Raw genomic sequence first — 19,047 nt, 5'->3', positions numbered from 1 at the left:
CGTATTGAAAAGAATACAGCGACTACAAGAAAAATCAATGAAATAAACAAGGTGATGGCGAACAGCCCCGTCATATCTTGTAATAAGTGAAATGTATTGTCCAGCGTTCCTGTTTTTTCCAGTTTCAATGCCTGATAACTTGTTTCAAAATCTTTTATGGACATTTTTTTCAGTGTTACTGCTAAACCGCCAAAAAAGACTAGCGCCAGTATCCCGCCAATTATACCTACTATTGATTCCCACTTTCTTTTCATCCTATTCCCTCCTTTCAAAGTGTATCCAAGATGGTCTTATTACCGTTCCTGGATACCAATTGTTCCGTTCAAAAAAGTAAGCACTCTTTTCATTCTCTTTATTTTGCCAATTGTCCCAACCTGCTGGATGGATATGGTTCGCCATCTTACAACTTTCAAAAACGACCTTAGCAAAGGGGCGCCATGGACGGCCTAGATAAACCGGCGCTGTATTTTCATCTGCTGTTACTACGCAATTTTTAAAGTGATAGCCGTTTTCTTGATCTTGAGGAGTGGAGGCGGCTGTAATATACCCAACATTGTTACTCTGACGGCTATGGATCGTACAATGAATAAAGTCAGCTTGTGCTCCACCGAAAATGAAATCGATCGTCCCTTCGATCCAACAATCTTCGTATAATTGTCTACAAAAACGATGCACGTCATCTGCCGGTGTAACGAAAGGAGTACCATCTTTTTGAAGCAGAGGTAATGGGCCAGTGCAAAGTGTATCCTGGTAGCCACTCAAACGACAATTTTTAACCACTGTTTGATGCCCCATATTGAATAGCGCCACTGCTTGCCCCACCTTTTCGCCAGGACCAGCCGTGTTTGAAATGGTTAAGTTCTCTAAAGTGATGCTGCCTCCTTCTATTAAAACAGTACTTGTCCGAAAAGTTCCCCGTTCAGAGTCATCAGATAATTTCTGCTTAGCGTAATGATTTCCTCGTATCTCAACATTTCCATGACCACTCATAGTAAAATTAGCTAAGCGACACGCAACGTTTTCCAGATACACTCCTTCTTCGATATACAAAACTTTCTTAATTTCGTTTGGCTGTTTCGCCATATAGGCGACTCCTTCTTGAATCGTTGAAAAAGCCGCGGGATGTTTCTCACTTTTCTTGCTGACCCATTTTTCAATTTTCATACTACAACCGCTCCTTTAGAAAATCTTTCCATATTTTTCTCATTTCCTGGGTTTCCATGTGACCACCAGTAACTGATTGGGAAACGAATCTTTCAGGATAACCAAGTCGTTCGTATTTTTCATTCAATCCTTGTCGTAATTTTACAACACCTTCATCTAAGCACATCGTATCGTTTTTCCCCACTAGACTCAGCCTATGTCTTGGTGCAATCTGCTCTTGTATTTCTAAAGTTGAATATTCTGTTAGTAAATTAGGTACTTAATAATAAAAGCCATGATGATCAAGTCGACGATGTTCAAGTAACGTTTCGATATCCACTTGTGCCGCTAGATCAATGCACACCTTCACTCTGTCATCTAACGCACTCGTCCACCAGCTCATTAAACCTCCCATAGACATCCCGATGGTCGCTAATCTATTTATATCAACATCCTCTCTTGTCGCTAAATAGTTGATCAAACTGATGACATCAAAGATCCTCATTCCCCATAGTGTTTTACCAGTTAACAAAAAACGCTTATATAATTCACTTTCTGAAATTCCTCCACGTTCTTCAAATCCCCAAGCATCAATTGCCCAAACGGCGTACCCCATGTCTGTTAATTCCTTTGCAAAGGAAGGGGCTGCAAGGTATTTTTCACCATACAGCAATTCGCTTTTACCTTTAGTAAAATCACCGCCGTGTGAATGAAGGTAGATCACCGTTGGAAACGGCCCCGATTTATCTGGAAATGCAAAAATCGCAGGTACCGTTTCCAATTCATTCAATTCTAGTTGATAACATTCAACTACATACCCATCTTGCTTCCGACGAGTCAATTTTTTTCCTTGCGGTTTTTTTCGGAAAGAAGATGTACCTAATAACTCAATTAGTTTCATAAGAAAACTGCTTTTTCACGATCAATTCTTCCGGATCGTCTGATTGTGTAGAATGCAATCCAGAAAATTCTATTTGTTCCGTATTTTCTAACACAAAAGCCGGCCCATCGTGATTTTCTATAGAAATCTGGTTGAACGTCACTTGTTTCGCAAATCCTAGGTAAAATCCTTGTTTACTCATCTCACTTAACCCGGTCATCATTGCTGGCACTCCCGAAATCGCCTCTTCTGCCATTGAAATAGCAATGCGGTCAAAGGTGATTTCTTGAATAAACTGCTCTGCCAATCCATAAATAAATCCTGCTGATGCATGAACATTTCTGGCTGTAATATCGGAAAAATGGATTCTGCGAAACTTCGGCGTACGTTCATCAATTGGATAAAGTGTTTTTTCCCAAACATATGGTTCCTTACCGCGAGGCCCACAGAAGTAATACAGATTCAAGATGAACGGACACATCACTTGGTCCATGACAATATTATTGATACGCACATCTTCCACGATACCACCACGACCACGTCTCGATTTCAATCGGATTCCTCGGTCTGTTTCTTGAAATACGCAATTCGAGATGACTACGTTTCGAATATCTCCACTCATTTCACTCCCTAATACCACTGCACCATGACCATGGACCATCGTACAATTGACAATCGTGATATTTTCACAAGCAACTTTTTCACTAGTGTCTTCCGTGCCAGATTTGATAGCGATACAATCATCTCCCACATCGATATGGCAATTACTGATCCGGATGTTCTTACAAGATTCTGGATCAATTCCATCTGTATTTGGAGAATCAGCTGGATTCAAAATAGTCAGATTGTCAAAGGTAAGATTCTCACATAAAATTGGATTGATTGTCCAACTAGGGGAATTGATCAGTTGGATATCTTTAACAGTAATGCGTTGACAATGGTGGAAACTAATCAACTTAGGACGAGGATATGCCAAATTCTGTCGATCATTTCTAAAAGTATCCCACCACTTCTTTCCATTACCATCTAATTTCCCAAATCCGGTTACCGAAATATTCGTTTGTCCTTCAGCGTAAATACAAGAAGCATAAACTTTTTGATGCACCCCTTCCCACCGAGAGGAAACAACTGGGTAATCATTCGGATCGTCTGAAAATTTCAGTACGGCTCCAGCTGACAAGTGCAATTCGACGTTACTTTTCAAAAATAATGCCCCAGTTAAAAATTCGCCTGTCGGTATGAACACACAACCGCCGCCATTTTTATTTGCTTGATCAATTGCCTGTTGAATGGCTTCGGTATTCATTTTTTCTGTAGATGCCCCAAATTCTAGAATGTCATACATTACAATTCCTCCACTTCAATCAATGCTTGTAGAAAAGCACCGACACCTTTCTGATCATTACAAATAATTGGTTCACTGATGTAGTAAGCATAAGAACCATCTCTTTGATCAGCACCTCCAAGACCAGCGACTTGGCAATTCTTATTTAGGTTAAGCCACCCTTCTTTTGTTTCTAATACAAACTCATCAAGTAACCCTTGATGTGATTTCTTGATTTGGTCGTACCATTCTTCTTTCTTTAAAATGCCTAGACGGACTGCTTTCGCCATTGCATAGACGAACATGCTACTTCCTGATGCCTCCAAATAATTTCCTTTACGCTGGGTTTCAGTCGTTACTTGATACCACGTTCCACTATTCGTTTCTTGATAAGGTAATAATGCTTGTAGCGTTGTAACTAAGATCTCTTTCAGTAATGAACAATCGATTTCTTCATATAAAAGTTCATACGTATCTGCAGCTGCCATCAAGTACCAACCAATTGATCGACTCCAAAAATGGTGTGACAAACCTGTCTCTGGGTCTGCCCAGGGTTGGACTTTTTTCTCATCCCATGCATGGATCAACAACTTCGTCTTAGCATCGAATAAATGCTTATAGCTGATTTCAAATTGTTGTAATACATCTTGATACTCTTTCTCTTCCGCAAACTGATGGATGAATTCTGCATAAAAAGGGGCCCCCATGTACAATCCATCTAACCAGATTTGGTACGGATAGATTTCTTTGTGCCAAAACGCACCTTCCGATGTCCGTGGATGATTGTCCAACTGTTGCATCAATAACTCCGCAGCTTTTTTGTACTTCACTTCACCAGTTTCTTGATAAAGTAGAAAGAACAATTTTCCTGTGTTCACATGATCGATATTGAATTCTTTCACGCTATAGCCACGAATAGATCCATCCTCTTGAACAAAATAATCGATATTTGTTTTGATGAAATCAAAATATTTCTGTTCGTTTTTTTTCTTCCATAATAATTGAAATCCTTTTAAGACAACACCATAGTCATACGACCATTTCCCTTTGTACCATTTTTCTTCATATAAACGAGGTGTTCGTTCCATGATACTTTGCGCTAATTTTTGTGACAATTTTTCCACTATTTTTTCTCCTTTATCGTTCAATTAAAAAAACTAGAGACTAGAAAAGAAGGATTTGACTCCGTTAAATAAGAAGATATTCAGAAAGATTACTATGCAAATTCTTCTGAACTTCGGCTTATTTTCCAAGGAGCTGTTTCTATTTCTGCCATTTATTCGTATTTAGAGCGTGAGACAAAAGTGTTTCTTACTTTTGCCTCACGCTCATTCAACGCAATTAAGAATTTTTCATATTGTTTCTATCCTAGTCTTACTTTTGCGCTGCTTTGTATGCGGCTTCATATTCTTTCGTAATTTGATCTCCACCTTGTGCTTTCCAATCAGCTACGGCTTTTTTGAACCCAGCTTCATCGGTTTGACCCATGATATATTGCACAGTGGCATCGACTACGATTTTTTGGATTTCTGAACCAACTTCATTATTTTTTTCTGAATCTAAAGGTACTGTTGGATCAAGAACAGCAAATTTTGTATTTTCTTCAACTAACTGATTCGATAACTCTTTTTCAGGATCAGCATCTTTGAATGAGAATGTGATTTCACTTGGTCTTGAACTTGATAACGGTTGCACATCTTGTTGCCATAGATCCATGTCGATAAAATTGATCGCGCCATCATCTTGAAGTTCATAATGCGTTCCTTCGATCCCACCAGTCATCAACTTGTACACATCTTCTTCCAATAGATCATCTACGAATTTCAATAATTTTTTCAGATGTGCTTCATCTTTTACAGAAGATTTAGGAAATGCCAACAATCCGCCTACACCATTTCCTTCGGACCATACGTGATACTCGCCATCTTTGCCATCAGAGATTTTATTTACTGGTACTAATTCCATTCCTTCTTGAATGCCTTGACCCATTTTCTTCAAGTTTTTGATGTCGATCATCCCAGTGTAAATCCCTGTTTTACCTTGTGCAAATTGCTCTTGTTGATCTGTCTTTTGCGTTACAGCGAAATCTTGAGAAAGATAGCCGTTTTTATACAGATCTCTTGAATAGTTCATTGCTTTCATATACTCTTCTGTATCAAATTCTGGTGTGAATTTCCCTTTATCATCAACTGCCCAACCATTAGGCGCTCCAAAATAAGAAGTGAATAATTTGAAGCTAGTATAACGGATATCGCTTGGTGCACGATCCCCAAATCCTACAGTATCAGCAACACCGTTACCATCTGGGTCGTTTTCTGTAAATTGTTTCGCTACTTCATATAATTCTTCTGTCGTTGTCGGAACGTCTAATCCCAAATTATCTAACCAGTCTTTACGGATAACTAAACCAGCACGTGCATAATCTTTTTGTAAAGGTACACCATACAAAGCTCCATCGATGCTGGCAGCATTTACTCGGTCTTCAGATATTTTACTTAAATTTTTATAATCAGAAATATAATCAGAAACATCCCAGAAAACGCCTGATTTTAGTGCGTTACGTACAGAGGAATTCTTCAGCATAGCGATTTGCAATGTAACGATATCACCCAGTTCATTTGAAGCTAAAGCTGTAGTTAGGCGTTCCTCTTTCGAAGCATCAGGTATCCAGTTGAACGTAATTTCTGTATCTGTTTTTTCTTCGATCAGATCAACGATTTTATCAGTTGGTGGAGAAGCTGTGTGCAGTACATTCAACCAAGTGACTTTCGTTTTCCCATCTTCTGTTTCTGATGCACTTTTTGTTGAGCTACTACCACATGCTGCTAATGCGAGTATCCCGGCGAAACTAAGACCTAATTTTACGAGCGTTGCTTTTTTCATAAATTTTCTCCTTCACTATTGTTAGTATTTTTTGTCATTTTCTGTTTTTTCTATATATGAGTTCTTCAATTCCAGACGATAAAATATTTGGTTGGCTGTCCAAGTAATCGCGAAAAAGAAGAAGCTACCACCAATAAAAGTTAAAACACCCGGTATTGCTTGTATCAGGAGCAAATAAACACTTCCTACAACTACCATTAGAACAAGTGAATAGTGCAAGTGGGAAAAGCCGAACAAAAATGCCATTTTCATTTTGAAAAAGTACCCTTTCCATTCATAATGAGCCATGATTGGATAGATGTAGATTGCCGAAAGCAAGTAAAAAAATACAATGACAAATAGTGCAATCCGCAAATACCAATTCTGTACAAATAGCAGATCAACAAACAATATCCCGCCGATGATGCAATAGATCCAGCTCATTATCAATGCTTCGCGATAACCTTCTTTAAAATAGTTGAAATAGGTTCGTGTTACTGGAAATGATTCTTTAGAGCGTAATAATTGACGAATCACTGCGACCATTGCATAAGTTGCTGGTCCCAAGGTAAAAATCCCCAGGCCTGCAATGACCAAACCGCCCCATAAAAAATTCAAATACACTAACTGCAATAAACGGTTCAAACGACCATTTATCTTATCCAATGATTGCAGCATGTCTTTCACTCCTTCCTGTGTTTAATACACACCATCTTCTCCTAGTTTCTTGGCAATCTTGTTCGCAATCACTACCATGAACAGGCCAACTACACCTTTGAATAGGCCCATCGACGTACTAAAACTCAACTGTCCATTTTTTAATCCTGCGGTATAGATATACGTGTCAAAAATTTCTGCTACGCTACGATTTAATGAATTTAACAATAGATACATATGTTCAAATCCTAAGTCCAGTGTCTGTCCGATTTTTAAAATCAATAAGGTGATGATCACCGGTCTGATGGCTTGCCATGTCTTTCGTAAACGTCCAGCTCCATCCATTTCAGCTGCTTCATATAATTGTGTATCGACTGCTGTGATGGCAGATAAATAAATGATTGTCGACCATCCTAACTCTTTCCAGATTACTTGACCGATATAAACAGTTCTTGTCCAATCCGGCGAAGTCAAAAAGCTGATTTTACCCAAACCTACATTGGCAAAAAGTTCATTCAATACCCCGCCGTCCACATTTAAGAAAACATACGTGATTGATACGATGATTACCCAAGACATAAAATGAGGAATGTAGATGATTGTTTGAATCCCATTTTTCAAGCGTTTGTTTGTCACTTCATTTAATAGAAGAGATAGAACAATCGGCATCGGGAAAAAAACAAAAATATTCAGTCCGAATAAAATCAACGTGTTTCTTAATAAAGTAAAAAATGTCGGTTCTGTAAATAAACGAATAAAATGTTTGAACCCTACCCATGGACTACCTAAAATACCAAGGTATGGTTGGTAGTCTTGAAACGCAATGACTAGCCCCCCCATCGGCAAATACTTAAAGATCACAAAGTACAGTATTCCAGGTAAAATCATCAAATACAAAAGTTTATTTGTTTTGATTCCTGCAATCGTCTTTCTTCGCTTTCGTATTTTTTCTTCTTGTTTAGATAGTGCCAATTGAAACGTTTCTGGTTTTTTTACACTTTCCATAAGCCCCTCCTTGTTTTATGATTTTTAGCTTATGGTATTATCATAAAGAATCCATTTAATTACGTATATAATCATTTCCACTGTATGTAAAACGCTCTCAAAGAGGCGTTTTACGCTACAACTAATGAATCTTTTCACAATTAATGATACTTTGCTTTTTTTCTTATTTGTTCTTTTTCTCCCCTTTTTAGACTACCAAAAAAATGATTATGTACGTAATTTTATCCAAATGATAAATTAAGCGTATACAAATATTTTATTTATTAAAGGAGGAAATTCTACGATTATGAAAAAGAAAGTCTCAATTGGAGAAAGAAGTTTTAACATTTTTAATAATACCTTTTTAATCTTACTTGCTTTAATCTGTATCGTGCCATTCTTAAACATCATTGCTACCTCATTTGCTTCCACCCAAGAGGTCGTTGAGAAAAAATTCATCTTATTTCCCACGACCTTCTCATTGGATGCCTATCGGTACATTTTGTCTACACCAACTATTTTTAAAGCGTTAGGCGTGTCAATTGGTGTCACAGGTGTTGGAACTATCGTGAGTATGTGTGTTACCTCATTGATGGCTTATGGTTTATCAAGAAGATATTTATTTGGTAGAGGATTCGTCAACTTTATGGTTGTATTCTCAATGTTGTTTAGTGGCGGGATGATTCCTACATTCTTAGTTGTCCGATCACTTGGGCTAGTCAATTCTTACTGGGCCATGATCCTACCAGTGACTGTCAATGCGATGAACATGATCATTATGAGAAACTTCTTCCAAGCACTACCTGATAGTTTAGAAGAATCAGCCAAAATGGATGGTTGTACTGATTTTGGTGTATTCTTCAAAATCATGTTGCCTTTAGCTTTACCATCTATCGCAACGATTTCTTTATTCTACGCTGTTACTTATTGGAATACGTACATGACAGCAATCTTGTATATCAATGATTCTGCGAAATGGCCGATCCAAATCTTACTTCGTCAGATCGTTATCGTTTCAAGTGGGATGCAAGCAGAAAGCAGCGCTGTAGATATCGTACCACCGGCTCAAACAATCAAAATGGCTGTTATCGTTATTGCAACTGTTCCTATGTTGATTGCTTATCCTTTTGTTCAAAAATATTTTGTAAAAGGTGCCTTGGTCGGTTCTGTCAAAGGTTGATTTTACAAAAATAAAGCTACGTATGAAAGAAGCTCTTCATTCAAGCCACTAAAAAGCCGTATCACTCGAAGTTCTTATTTTCGAGATGATACGGCTTTTTTGAACAAGAGCGTGGGACAAAGTAAAAAACACTTTTGTCTCATTCTTTAAAAACAAATAAACGGTGGGAGCAGAAGCAACTCCTTCGGCTTATTTCTCGGAGTTAAACACTTCTGTCCCAGCCTCCCATCCATATTCTTACAAGGAATCATCAGCTGCTCTTCTTACGATATTCTCCAGGGGTGATCTGCTCTTTCTTTTTAAAGAAACGAATAAAATTCTGTGGATTGCGATACCGTAACCGCTCTGCGATTTCTTTTACCGAAAAATTCGTTTCCCGCAACCACTGTTTCGCGACTTCTAATCGATGATTTTGAACAAAATCGCCGAAATTTTCGCCAGTTTCTTTTTTAAATACGCTACTTAAATAATTTGGATTGTAGTGCAAGCGATCTGCGATAACATCCAAAGACAAGTCTTGATCATACTCATTATAGATGATATGGATGATATTTTCTGAGAGCGTCTTGAACTCTTGCTCAGTGATTTCTTGAGATCCTCGTGTGATCGGTATAACTAATTGATTTAGTACTACTTTTTCTAATTCTTTGGGATGATAAGTATTTAGGACTTTTATATAGAGTTGTTTTAAATCTTCAAAATCAGTTGTATATACACCCAATAATTGTCCTAATTGAACTAACTCATTGATCAAGCGGATGACTACAACCTCTCTACTTAGAGGATTTTTATTTTGCTTAAACATTTCTACTATTAGTGCATGTAAAGGTTCTTCGATTTCCTGCTCACCTGACCGAATGGCTTCAAATAAGCGGTTTTGTTTTTCTACCGGATAGCGGATCAATGTTTTTTCATGATCAGCAGACACGATTTCCTGATAAAAAATAATTGAATTTGGTCCTGTGTTTACCCGATAATAAAGTGCTTCTTTTGCACGGTCAACGGATTGTTTACTTTCATTCAACGTTTCAAATTGTTCACTGACACCGATGCTTACCGTCAAATTCAAGTACTCTTTAATCGCTTTTTGGATCTGGCGGCAATATGCCATCACTTCTTTTCTTGCTTCAGTGTGTCCCTTTTTCATTCGATAGATCGTTGCTTGCATTTCTTCGTTCAATACTATTGGGATCATTCGATTTTCTTTTGGAACGATTTCCGCAATCATATTATTGATTGCTAAAAGCAATAGATCACGTTCACCGCCATGGCTATCTTCTAATAGATCGATTTGAACAAGTGCCGTGTAATAACATTCATCCTCTGCACTGTAACCAAATTGCTGGAGTCGCTGCGCCAACTCCCGTTTTTCTACTCGATTTCGGAATAAACTAAGAACGAACAACGTTTCAAGTTGTGGTTTTTGTGTCACTAGATTTGCGCTTAATGACTCATTCTCACCAATGATTTGACTGACTGAATGGGCTACATCATCTAATTCTTTTTGGTTGAACTCTTGAGATTTGAGATTCAAACGCTCTTGGATTTGAGAAATCGGTCGAGAAAATCGCTCTGAAAAAGAATAAGACAAGAAGCAAACCAAACCAACTAAGGTCATAGAAACGGTAAGCAAACCGATTCTTAGATTTCTGATCATTGTTCCGACAGTACTTTGGTCGACTTCTAAACTATAGATCCAATTGTTATAGTCTGATTTCAGTAAAACATAGTTTCTTCCGTCTTGATGCAGTACCTTTGTCTTATTGTATTCAAGTAAATCGTCTAGTTTTTGATACGTTAAATCATTTTGGGAAGAATGCTCTTCATTAAATAGTATCCCTTGATCATTTTCGATCTTGAGGACATCATCACCACTTTGCTCAATGGTTTTATTGAGTGTATAATTGTCGATCGACGCAATTCCCAGTGCATATTTATCTTGGACAAACATTGGTAATGCAATGATCATTTCGATTCCCTTAGGCTGTTTTTTCCAGAATAAATTATTATTGTTATTTATGTATTTATTTCGATAATTGCTGATTTCTTCCTCTGAAAGCTGACTTAACGACCCATTGATTACTCCCCATTTTCCTTTTAAACTGATCAAATCATAGGTATTATCATCCATCACGATCGTTTCAATAAAATTCAATTCTTTTCGTACTTCAGAATAGATAGGGTATTCCTTATAGGAAAGAGGCTTTGTAAAAATATCCGAAAAATTTTTTGTCGAGCCATAAGTCGAGAAAGAATACTCAATGGTACGGATTTTCCATTCAATATTCGTTTTGATCTGTCTGAGTAAGCTTTCTTTATCAGATAAATAATTTGTCTCGATCGATTCATAAGTCGTTTTATAAATAAATAGACTAAACCCTAACACTAAAAACGTACCTAGTAAAAATATCGGTAAAAAAATCTTATAAAATAATGTACTTTTCTTCATTTTCTCCCTCTTTCCCTAAGAAATAAAAGGCTTACATTTTATGTAAAATTGATACTCATCTAATCAGATGAGTATGTTCCTCTATTAGAATAGCATATCTCAAATGGAATATCCAAATAAATTTTTAACGTGTGCAACATACTATTACCAGGGCTCTATTGACTTATTACCCTTAACATAATATGATGAATGCGTTAACAAAAGTCGATAATGAAAGTAATGATTCCATGGTAACTATCAAAGATATTGCAAAAACAGCGGGAGTTTCCCACACGACTGTCTCTCGCGCATTAAATGACAGCCGTTTGATAAAAGAAGAAACAAAAGAAAAAATCCGAGCGATTGCGGCAGAGCTGAACTATGTACCAAACTTCAGTGCAAAAGGGCTCGTCAATCAAAAAAAATATTTGATTGGCTTATTCTTCTCCAGCCTTCAAAAAGGAACAAGCTCAAGCTTTTTAGCAGAGGCGATTTCTGGTGTCCGCCAAGCTTTAGATAAAAATTATAGTTTATCGGTCGAAAGTATTGATACGTTGGTTCTTTCTGAAATCAATCTGCAACGCTATGATGGAGTGATCATTCTGAGTCAAAGTGACGAAGATCAACCGTTGATCGATTATCTGAAAAATAAAAATTTCCCTTTTATCGTGATCAACCGACATGTAAAAGATCCAGAAATTCTCAATGTAGTCGCTGACGACTCTGCAGGCGTTTCTCAAGCAGTCGACTACGCGATCCGCTTAGGACATAAAAGAATTGCGTACATTGGCGGCTCAGAAAATTTCCATTCAACGAATGAACGAAAAAAAGGGGTGTTGCATAGTTTAAAAAAAGCGAACCTCCCAATCGACGAATCTTTGTTTTTAAACGGGGACTACAGCTTAGAGAGCGGCTGGCAAAATATGAATCGGTTACTTGCACTTCCCGAACGACCAACCTTGGTTTTTTGTGGGAATGATGATACTGCTATCGGTGCACTGCGAGCAATCAATGTTGCGAATCTGCAAGTACCCAAATCGATTTCTTTGATCGGATTTGACGATTCGCCAGTTGTGTCGTATCTCACTCCTCCCCTTACAAGCGTCCACAAACCAGTAAAAGAAATGTGTGAACAAGGGACGAAGATACTCCAAAATCGAATAAACAATCAAATAATAGAGGATAAAAAAATCCAATTAGCAACTACACTAATGATACGAGAATCAGTCAAAGTATACGACGAAAACTTGGCAAACGGAAAATAATACACCCGAGATAAAAAGTAGAATCTTCTACTTTTTTACATAAAAATGTTAACGTGTGCATAACACAGAAAGGACAATAATAAATGAAAAAACTAACGAAAGAACTGGTTCAAAAAAACAATGCTCCTACAAAAATTTTACAATTTGGAGAAGGCAACTTTATGCGTGGTTTTGTTGATTGGCAGATCCAGCAACTAAATAATCAGGAGCTTTATCGCGGAAACGTGACAATCGTCCAACCGTTACCCATGGGGCTTGGGGAAATGCTGAACAATCAAGACAATTTATACACGGTTATTTTGCAAGGATTATTGGATGGAGAAATCATCGATTCCTCAGAAGTCATCACAGTGGTTGATGATGTGATCAATCCTTATCAACAATGGAACCACTTTTTGTCATTAGCTGAAAATGAGGACTTAGAATTCATCTTCTCCAACACAACAGAAGCAGGTATCCAATATCTGGAAAGCGATCAACTCCAAGATATGCCTCCAGAAAGTTTCCCTGGGAAATTGACTGCTTTCTTATATAGAAGATTTGCGGCAGGCAAAGCAGGATTGACGATCATTCCTTGCGAGTTGATTGATCGAAATGGAGAAAAATTAAAAGAAATCATCTTGCGTTATGCACACCAGTGGGATTTGGGAGCAGAATTCATCACATGGCTCGATCAAGAAAATATATTTTGCTGCAGTTTAGTTGACCGGATCGTTCCTGGCTATCCAAGAGAATCAGCTTCAGTCTTCAACGAACGACATGGTTATGAAGATCAGCTGATGGTCAAAGCAGAACCATTCATGTTATGGGTGATTGAAGGACCTGAAACAGTAAAAGAAAAATTACCATTAGTTGAAGCTGGATTGAACGTTGTATTTACAGAAGATATGACACCTTATCGTGAACGAAAAGTCCATCTTTTGAACGGACCGTATACTGCTATGGTCCCTGTAGCTAGATTAGCTGGGTTAGAAACGGTTGAAGATGTGATGAAAGATCCACTTTTTTCAGGCTACATCGATCAATTGTTTGCAACAGAACTGATCCCGATGCTCGCTTTACCAGAAAGCGAATTGATCGTATATGCAGAGCAAATCAAAGAACGCTTTTTAAACCCATTTGCTAATCATAAATTAGAAGCGATTTCATTGAATAGTATCGCTAAATTCACTACGCGACTGTTGCCTGTATTCAGAAGATATGCAGACGAAAAAAATCAATTACCACCGCTTATGAGCATTTCTTTAGCTGCCTTGTTACTGATGTATCGCAATGACCAAGTAACTGTTCATGATGATCCGGTGATCGTTGAACGCTTTAAATCCGCTTGGGAACAACCAACTACTGCTGTAGCTACTTTATTGCAAGATGAGACTCTCTGGGGCACTGATTTATCTAAAATAAATAACCTAACAGCAACGATCGAATCACTGATCGAAAAAATTGAGGCTGCCGATATTCGACAAGTCGTCAGTGAAATGGAAGGAACGATGATGAATGCTTGAAACTACTGTCACTCCTTTACCTATCATGAAATTAAATCAAAGAGATAGTGTGGTCGTGGCCTTATCCCCTATTCCTAAAGCAACACAGCTTGTCGTAGATCAACAAATCGTCACAACATTGGAAGATATTCCACAAGGTCATAAAATTGCATTAGTAGATTTAAAAGAAGGCGAAAATGGCATTAAATATTGTTATCCGATCGGTCATGTCACTACAGATGTCAAAGCCGGAGAATGGTTGCATACCCATAATGTGAAAACTAATCTTTCAGGTGAATTGACTTATCATTTTCAGCAAGATGTCCACCCTATCAGCTATCCTTTTGAGAACCGCACTTTTCAAGGTTATGTCCGAAAGAACGGAAAGGTAGGCATTCGAAATGATCTGTTCATCGTTCCAACAGTTGGTTGTGTAAACGGGGTTGCAGAGCTGATCGTCAAAGAATTCAAGCAAAAACATCCTGACTTAGGGAATTTCGATCACGTAACGATTTTAAAACATCCCTATGGCTGTTCCCAACTAGGAAAAGACCACTTGCAAACAAGAGATATCTTAGCCGATGCAGTCCATCATCCGAATGCTGGCGGAGTTCTCGTCTTTGGATTAGGCTGCGAGAACAATACAGTCCCAGAATTCAAAAAAACTCTCGGAGAATATGACGATGACCGAGTTAAATTTCTCGTTGCCCAAGAAGTCTACAATGAGATTGAACAAGGTGTTGCCTTACTAGAAGAATTGTTAGAAGCTGCTGCTGGGGATCAACGCACAACAGTTCCTTTGAATAAATTAAACGTGGGCCTAAAATGTGGTGGTTCAGATGGTCTATCAGGTATTACAGCTAATCCACTCCTTGGTGCATTTTCAGATTATCTTATCTCTCAAGGAGGCAGTACGATCCTGACTGAAGTACCTGAGATGTTTGGGGCGGAACAAGTATTGATGGCACGTGCAGAAAATGAGGAAGTATTTGACTCTATCGTCCATCTGATCAATGACTTCAAACAGTATTTTCTTTCTTATGGAGAACCCGTTTATGAAAACCCTTCTCCAGGGAACAAAGCCGGAGGGATAACGACCTTAGAGGATAAATCGTTGGGCTGTACCCAAAAATCCGGAAGTTCCGCAGTTGTAGATGTTCTTCAATATGGGGAAAAGATCCGAAAAAATGGGCTTAGTTTATTACAGGCTCCTGGAAATGACCTAGTTGCTGCTTCTGCCCTTGCTTCTTCTGATTGTCAGTTGGTCCTATTTACAACTGGTCGTGGTACTCCTTTCGGCTCTTATGTGCCAACTTTAAAAGTTGCGACGAATACAACATTGTTCGATCGAAAAGGACATTGGATGGATTTCAATGCTGGCGAACTACTGAAAGAACCTATGGAAAGCATTTTAGAACGCTTTATTACAAAAATCATTGCTGTTGCTAGCGGTGAAGAAACTAGAAATGAGCAGAATGATGTAAGAGAAATTGCCATCTTCAAAAATGGTGTGACACTATAAAGCTTACGATCATAAAAAAAGAAAGAAGGACGACAAATGTTTTTATCAGAAGATTTTTTATTAAAAGATGAATGGGCAAAAAAATTGTATCATTCTTATGCAAAGAAAATGCCCATCATTGATTATCATTGCCATTTAGACCCAAAAGAAATCTACGAGAATAAAAATTTTGAAAATATCACCGAAGCTTGGTTAGGTGGCGATCACTACAAATGGCGTCTGATGCGTGCCTGTGGTGTGCCAGAGGAAAAGATTACTGGTAACGCTTCTGATTTCGAAAAATTTCTAGCATGGTGTCAAACTGTACCAAAGATCATTGGCAATCCACTCTATACGTGGACCCATCTTGAGCTAAAACGTTTTTTTGATATTGACCTCCTTGTTAACGAAGAAAATGCCCAAGAAATCTGGGATCAAGCAAACAAATGTTTAGCAACACCTGAATTCAAGCGACGAGAAATTGCAAAAAATGCGCATGTTAAAGTTATCTGTACGACCGATGATCCCATCGATGACCTCCACTATCACCGCTTATTAGCTGAAGAAGAAACAGAATTGCGCGTTCTCCCTTCTTTTAGACCCGACAAAGCATTGAATGTCGATAAAGAAGGATTTAAGCAGTGGGTCACAGCGCTAGCGGAAGAAACGGAACAACCAATCACAACCTACGCACAGTTTATTGAAGCTTTGGGACAACGAGTAGATTATTTCCATCAACATGGCTGCCGTGTCTCCGATCATGCGCTGGATACATTGCGTTATGCAGAGGCAGACGAGGAGCAATTAGAAGCGATCTTCCAGAAAGCTCTGGCTGGCAAACCATTAGAAAAAGCGGATATCGATGCTTATCGTACAGAAACACTAAGCCGACTATTCCAATTCTATCATTCCTACAAATGGACGATGCAACTGCATATCCATGCCTATCGGAACTGTAATACACGGATGTTTGAAACATTAGGGCCAGATACTGGCTATGATGGGATCAATGACTTGTCATTAACTGTGCCGTTGCAACAGCTATTGGACCGTGCTGAAAGTACTGATCAATTACCTAAAACGATCCTTTATTCATTAAATCCAAATGATTATCCTATCATCACCGCTTTGATGGGCTGCTATCAAAAAGAAGCACCTGGTAAATTACAATTAGGATCAGGCTGGTGGTACAACGATACGCGTGCGGGGATGAGAGAACAGCTCACACAATTTGCTGATGGAAGTGCTTTAGGTAATTTTGTTGGTATGCTCACGGATTCCAGAAGTTTTCTTTCGTACACTAGGCATGAATATTTCCGTCGTGTACTTTGCGAATTTATCGGGGAAATGGTCGAACGCGGTGAAGCGCCAGAAGATGTTGAACTACTTGGCAACCTTGTAGAAAATATCAGCTACCACAATGCCCAACAGTATTTTGGTTTTTTTGATTAGTCCCTAGTGGACAGTTTTTGCTATGTCTACTGTTCCCTATTTCTTTGATTATATGCTTGAGGCTGGGACAGAAGTGTTTAACTCCGAAAAATAAGAAGAAATTCACGAAAATTGCTTTTCACATTTTTGTGGATTTCGGCTTATTTAAGAAGGAGTTGCTTCTGCTCCCACCATTTATTCGTTTTTAAAGGATGAGACAAAAGTATTTCTTCCTTTTGTCCCACTCTCGATTCTTTTTGAAGAAAAAGCGTAAATAGATAAAAAGGACACTCGTACTAGCAACTACTCCCTTTGCTATGAGTGTATCGTTCCTCCCTAGATTTCAGAAAAAAATACAGTTAGAAAGTAGTGAAAACATGCCAACTATCCATATTGCTGGAGATTCTACTGCCTCAATAAAAGAAGAACAAAAACGACCAGAAACCGGTTGGGGAGAAAAGTTTGCTTCCTATTTCGCTCCAGCTGTTTCCCTCAATAATCAAGCAATGAACGGTCGGAGCACCAAATCCTTCATTGAGGAAGGACATTTAGCTCGTCTAGTTACTACATTTAAACCAGGCGATTTTTTGTTGATTCAATTTGGACATAATGATCAAAAAATACACGCAGATAAAGGAACCCTTCCATACGGAGAGTACATTGAGAATCTTGCGTTTTTTGCCCGTACAGCCATAAAAGCAAATGTCCATCCAGTTTTTCTGACTCCGGTCACTCGGCGAAATTATTTGCCCAATGGCAGGTTAGACGCCGATTGTTTAGGCGAATATCCTAGTGCAATGAAACAATTTGCAAAAAAAAATAATTATCCGTTGTTAGATACCTTTTCGTTATCACAGCAGCTTTTACACACCTACACAGAGGAACAAACAAAAGAATTTTATTTGCATCTAAAACCAGAAGTAAACAAAAATTATCCAGATGGTTTGGAGGACAATACCCATTTCAGTCCATTAGGAGCAGAAAAAATAGCACACTTGATCGTTCAAGAAATAAAAGCACAACAACTACCGCTTGCTGAGTTATTGAAAGAAGGTGTTTAAGATTTTCCCACTTAATTTAGGGATTCGAGCACATGACTTAACCATCACTACAAAAGAAAACTTGGTTCAAAAGTTGCAAGAGTTGCGTCTTTCTCATATCCAATTTGCACCACAAAAAGCGTTTTCGAAAGAATTGACGTTAGGCAACATGACTTTAGGGACAGCTAGTCACTTTGGCACTTATTTCCAGAAAAACGATATTGAACTTTCTATACTGGGGTGTTACGTCAATATTTCCAGTGAAGATAGTCATATTCGAAAACAAGCGTTAGCTACGTTCAAACATCAGATTTCGCTTTGCTCAGCTTATGGAGCAAAGATGATTGCTACGGAAACTGGCAGTGTCGAGACTGGCTACACTCCAAGAAATTTTACCGAAGAAGCGTATCAAATTGCTCGAGATTCTGTCATCGAAATGGTCAAAGAAGCAGAAAAGTTTGGTGTAACCGTTGCAATCGAAGCAGGCATCAATCATCCGCTCTACTCTTATCAATTAGCTAAAAGATTGATCCATGATGTGGCTTCTCCAAATCTAAAGCTCATATTAGACTGCGCAAATTTGATTTGTCCTCAAAATCACGGAGAACAAAAAGCGATCATTCAAAATGCCTTAGAAGAACTTGGTCCTCATTTAGCAGCGTTGCATCTTAAGGACTACATCATCAAAAACAAAACCATCCAGATGGTCCCAGTAGGCCAAGGTTGTTTAGATTTCCGCCCTTTGTTGCATTTTGTAAAATATGACCGTCCTCTGCTGTACACGACCCTTGAAGCAACACCGGAAAAATCGGTTGTCCAGGCAGTAACCCATTTAGAACGTCTTTACGACATTTGCTGAGGTATGACT

The 19,047-nt window shown here is 38.4% G+C and carries 14 protein-coding genes and 2 pseudogenes; 7 read left to right on the top strand and 9 right to left on the bottom strand.

The window, feature by feature from the left end; all coding sequences use genetic code 11:
- The 8 genes and pseudogenes from ED2_RS09105 to ED2_RS09070 form a co-directional block, all read right to left on the bottom strand.
- Positions 1-254 (bottom strand): DUF4064 domain-containing protein (locus ED2_RS09105; RefSeq protein WP_060789753.1); only part of this gene is annotated, 254 nt, incomplete at its 3' end.
- A gap of 1 nt (position 255) precedes the next feature.
- Positions 256-1,164 carry a pectinesterase family protein gene (locus tag ED2_RS09100; RefSeq protein WP_016177316.1) on the bottom strand — a complete coding sequence of 303 codons (909 nt, stop codon included), beginning with the start codon at positions 1,162-1,164 and terminating at the stop codon, positions 256-258.
- A 1-nt stretch (position 1,165) separates the two neighbouring features.
- Positions 1,166-2,044, bottom strand: a pseudogene (locus ED2_RS09095) (alpha/beta hydrolase family protein).
- Positions 2,031-3,368, bottom strand: coding sequence for a glycoside hydrolase family 28 protein (locus ED2_RS09090; protein WP_016177314.1), 1,338 nt, complete (start codon positions 3,366-3,368; stop codon positions 2,031-2,033). Before ED2_RS09090 ends, ED2_RS09095 begins: the two are co-directional and overlap by 14 nt.
- Positions 3,368-4,471, bottom strand: a complete 1,104-nt coding sequence (locus ED2_RS09085) for a glycoside hydrolase family 88/105 protein (protein WP_016177313.1) — start codon at positions 4,469-4,471, stop codon at positions 3,368-3,370. Before ED2_RS09085 ends, ED2_RS09090 begins: the two co-directional genes overlap by 1 nt.
- Before the next feature lie 250 nt (positions 4,472-4,721).
- Positions 4,722-6,230 carry an extracellular solute-binding protein gene (locus tag ED2_RS09080; protein ID WP_016177312.1) on the bottom strand — a complete coding sequence of 503 codons (1,509 nt, stop codon included), beginning with the start codon at positions 6,228-6,230 and terminating at the stop codon, positions 4,722-4,724.
- Positions 6,196-6,887: pseudogene (locus tag ED2_RS09075) on the bottom strand (YesL family protein). The gene ED2_RS09080 and the pseudogene ED2_RS09075 overlap by 35 nt, the downstream one beginning before the upstream one ends.
- A gap of 21 nt (positions 6,888-6,908) precedes the next feature.
- Complete coding sequence (locus ED2_RS09070) at positions 6,909-7,871, bottom strand: ABC transporter permease (protein ID WP_016177310.1); 963 nt, start codon at positions 7,869-7,871, stop codon at positions 6,909-6,911.
- Between the two features lie 286 nt (positions 7,872-8,157).
- On the opposite strand from ED2_RS09070, the gene ED2_RS09065 reads away from it, so the two are divergent.
- The gene (locus tag ED2_RS09065) at positions 8,158-9,030 is read left to right on the top strand and encodes a carbohydrate ABC transporter permease (protein ID WP_016177309.1); all 873 of its coding nucleotides are present in this window, start codon (positions 8,158-8,160) and stop codon (positions 9,028-9,030) included.
- A 250-nt stretch (positions 9,031-9,280) separates the two neighbouring features.
- Here the strand turns inward: ED2_RS09065 and ED2_RS09060 are convergent, their stop codons facing one another.
- On the bottom strand, positions 9,281-11,479 hold the full coding sequence (locus ED2_RS09060; protein ID WP_016177308.1) for a helix-turn-helix domain-containing protein: 2,199 nt from the start codon (positions 11,477-11,479) through the stop codon (positions 9,281-9,283).
- Positions 11,480-11,706: 227 nt separating this feature from the next.
- Here ED2_RS09060 and ED2_RS09055 point away from each other — a divergent pair, with 227 nt between their 5' ends.
- The 6 genes from ED2_RS09055 (at position 11,707) to ED2_RS09030 (ending at position 19,038) form a co-directional block, all read left to right on the top strand.
- Complete coding sequence (locus tag ED2_RS09055) at positions 11,707-12,723, top strand: LacI family DNA-binding transcriptional regulator (RefSeq protein WP_005876088.1); 1,017 nt, start codon at positions 11,707-11,709, stop codon at positions 12,721-12,723.
- 83 nt (positions 12,724-12,806) lie between these two features.
- The gene (locus ED2_RS09050; protein ID WP_016177306.1) at positions 12,807-14,228 is read left to right on the top strand and encodes a tagaturonate reductase; all 1,422 of its coding nucleotides are present in this window, start codon (positions 12,807-12,809) and stop codon (positions 14,226-14,228) included.
- Entirely contained in the window at positions 14,221-15,729 is a 1,509-nt protein-coding gene (locus tag ED2_RS09045; RefSeq protein WP_016177305.1) for a UxaA family hydrolase, read from the top strand. The genes ED2_RS09050 and ED2_RS09045 overlap by 8 nt, the downstream gene beginning before the upstream one ends.
- Positions 15,730-15,765: 36 nt before the next feature.
- Positions 15,766-17,160 carry a glucuronate isomerase gene (uxaC, locus tag ED2_RS09040; protein WP_005876092.1) on the top strand — a complete coding sequence of 465 codons (1,395 nt, stop codon included), beginning with the start codon at positions 15,766-15,768 and terminating at the stop codon, positions 17,158-17,160.
- A gap of 356 nt (positions 17,161-17,516) precedes the next feature.
- A complete protein-coding gene (locus ED2_RS09035; RefSeq protein WP_005876094.1) occupies positions 17,517-18,200 on the top strand; it encodes a rhamnogalacturonan acetylesterase in 684 nt (227 codons plus the stop codon).
- 1 nt (position 18,201) lies between these two features.
- Positions 18,202-19,038 carry a sugar phosphate isomerase/epimerase family protein gene (locus ED2_RS09030; protein WP_025481378.1) on the top strand — a complete coding sequence of 279 codons (837 nt, stop codon included), beginning with the start codon at positions 18,202-18,204 and terminating at the stop codon, positions 19,036-19,038.
- The last annotated feature ends 9 nt before the right edge of the window (positions 19,039-19,047 follow it).

Origin of the sequence: Enterococcus durans NBRC 100479 = LMG 10746, from assembly GCF_001544215.1 — a bacterium.
GTDB lineage: Bacteria > Bacillota > Bacilli > Lactobacillales > Enterococcaceae > Enterococcus_B > Enterococcus_B durans.
The sequence above is the reverse complement of the archived record's forward strand: the minus strand, read 5'-3'. Positions and strand labels throughout refer to the sequence as shown.

Bases quoted from the DNA above. Each gene is read 5' to 3' on its own strand.
- ED2_RS09080 (WP_016177312.1), bottom strand. From the start codon at position 6,230: ATGAAAAAAGCAACGCTCGTAAAATTAGGTCTTAGTTTCGCCGGGATA.
- ED2_RS09100 (WP_016177316.1), bottom strand. From the start codon at position 1,164: ATGAAAATTGAAAAATGGGTCAGCAAGAAAAGTGAGAAACATCCCGCG.
- ED2_RS09060 (WP_016177308.1), bottom strand. From the start codon at position 11,479: ATGAAGAAAAGTACATTATTTTATAAGATTTTTTTACCGATATTTTTA.
- ED2_RS09045 (WP_016177305.1), top strand. From the start codon at position 14,221: ATGCTTGAAACTACTGTCACTCCTTTACCTATCATGAAATTAAATCAA.
- ED2_RS09070 (WP_016177310.1), bottom strand. From the start codon at position 7,871: ATGGAAAGTGTAAAAAAACCAGAAACGTTTCAATTGGCACTATCTAAA.
- ED2_RS09055 (WP_005876088.1), top strand. From the start codon at position 11,707: ATGGTAACTATCAAAGATATTGCAAAAACAGCGGGAGTTTCCCACACG.
- ED2_RS09065 (WP_016177309.1), top strand. From the start codon at position 8,158: ATGAAAAAGAAAGTCTCAATTGGAGAAAGAAGTTTTAACATTTTTAAT.
- ED2_RS09090 (WP_016177314.1), bottom strand. From the start codon at position 3,368: ATGTATGACATTCTAGAATTTGGGGCATCTACAGAAAAAATGAATACC.
- uxaC (WP_005876092.1), top strand. From the start codon at position 15,766: ATGTTTTTATCAGAAGATTTTTTATTAAAAGATGAATGGGCAAAAAAA.
- ED2_RS09035 (WP_005876094.1), top strand. From the start codon at position 17,517: ATGCCAACTATCCATATTGCTGGAGATTCTACTGCCTCAATAAAAGAA.
- ED2_RS09050 (WP_016177306.1), top strand. From the start codon at position 12,807: ATGAAAAAACTAACGAAAGAACTGGTTCAAAAAAACAATGCTCCTACA.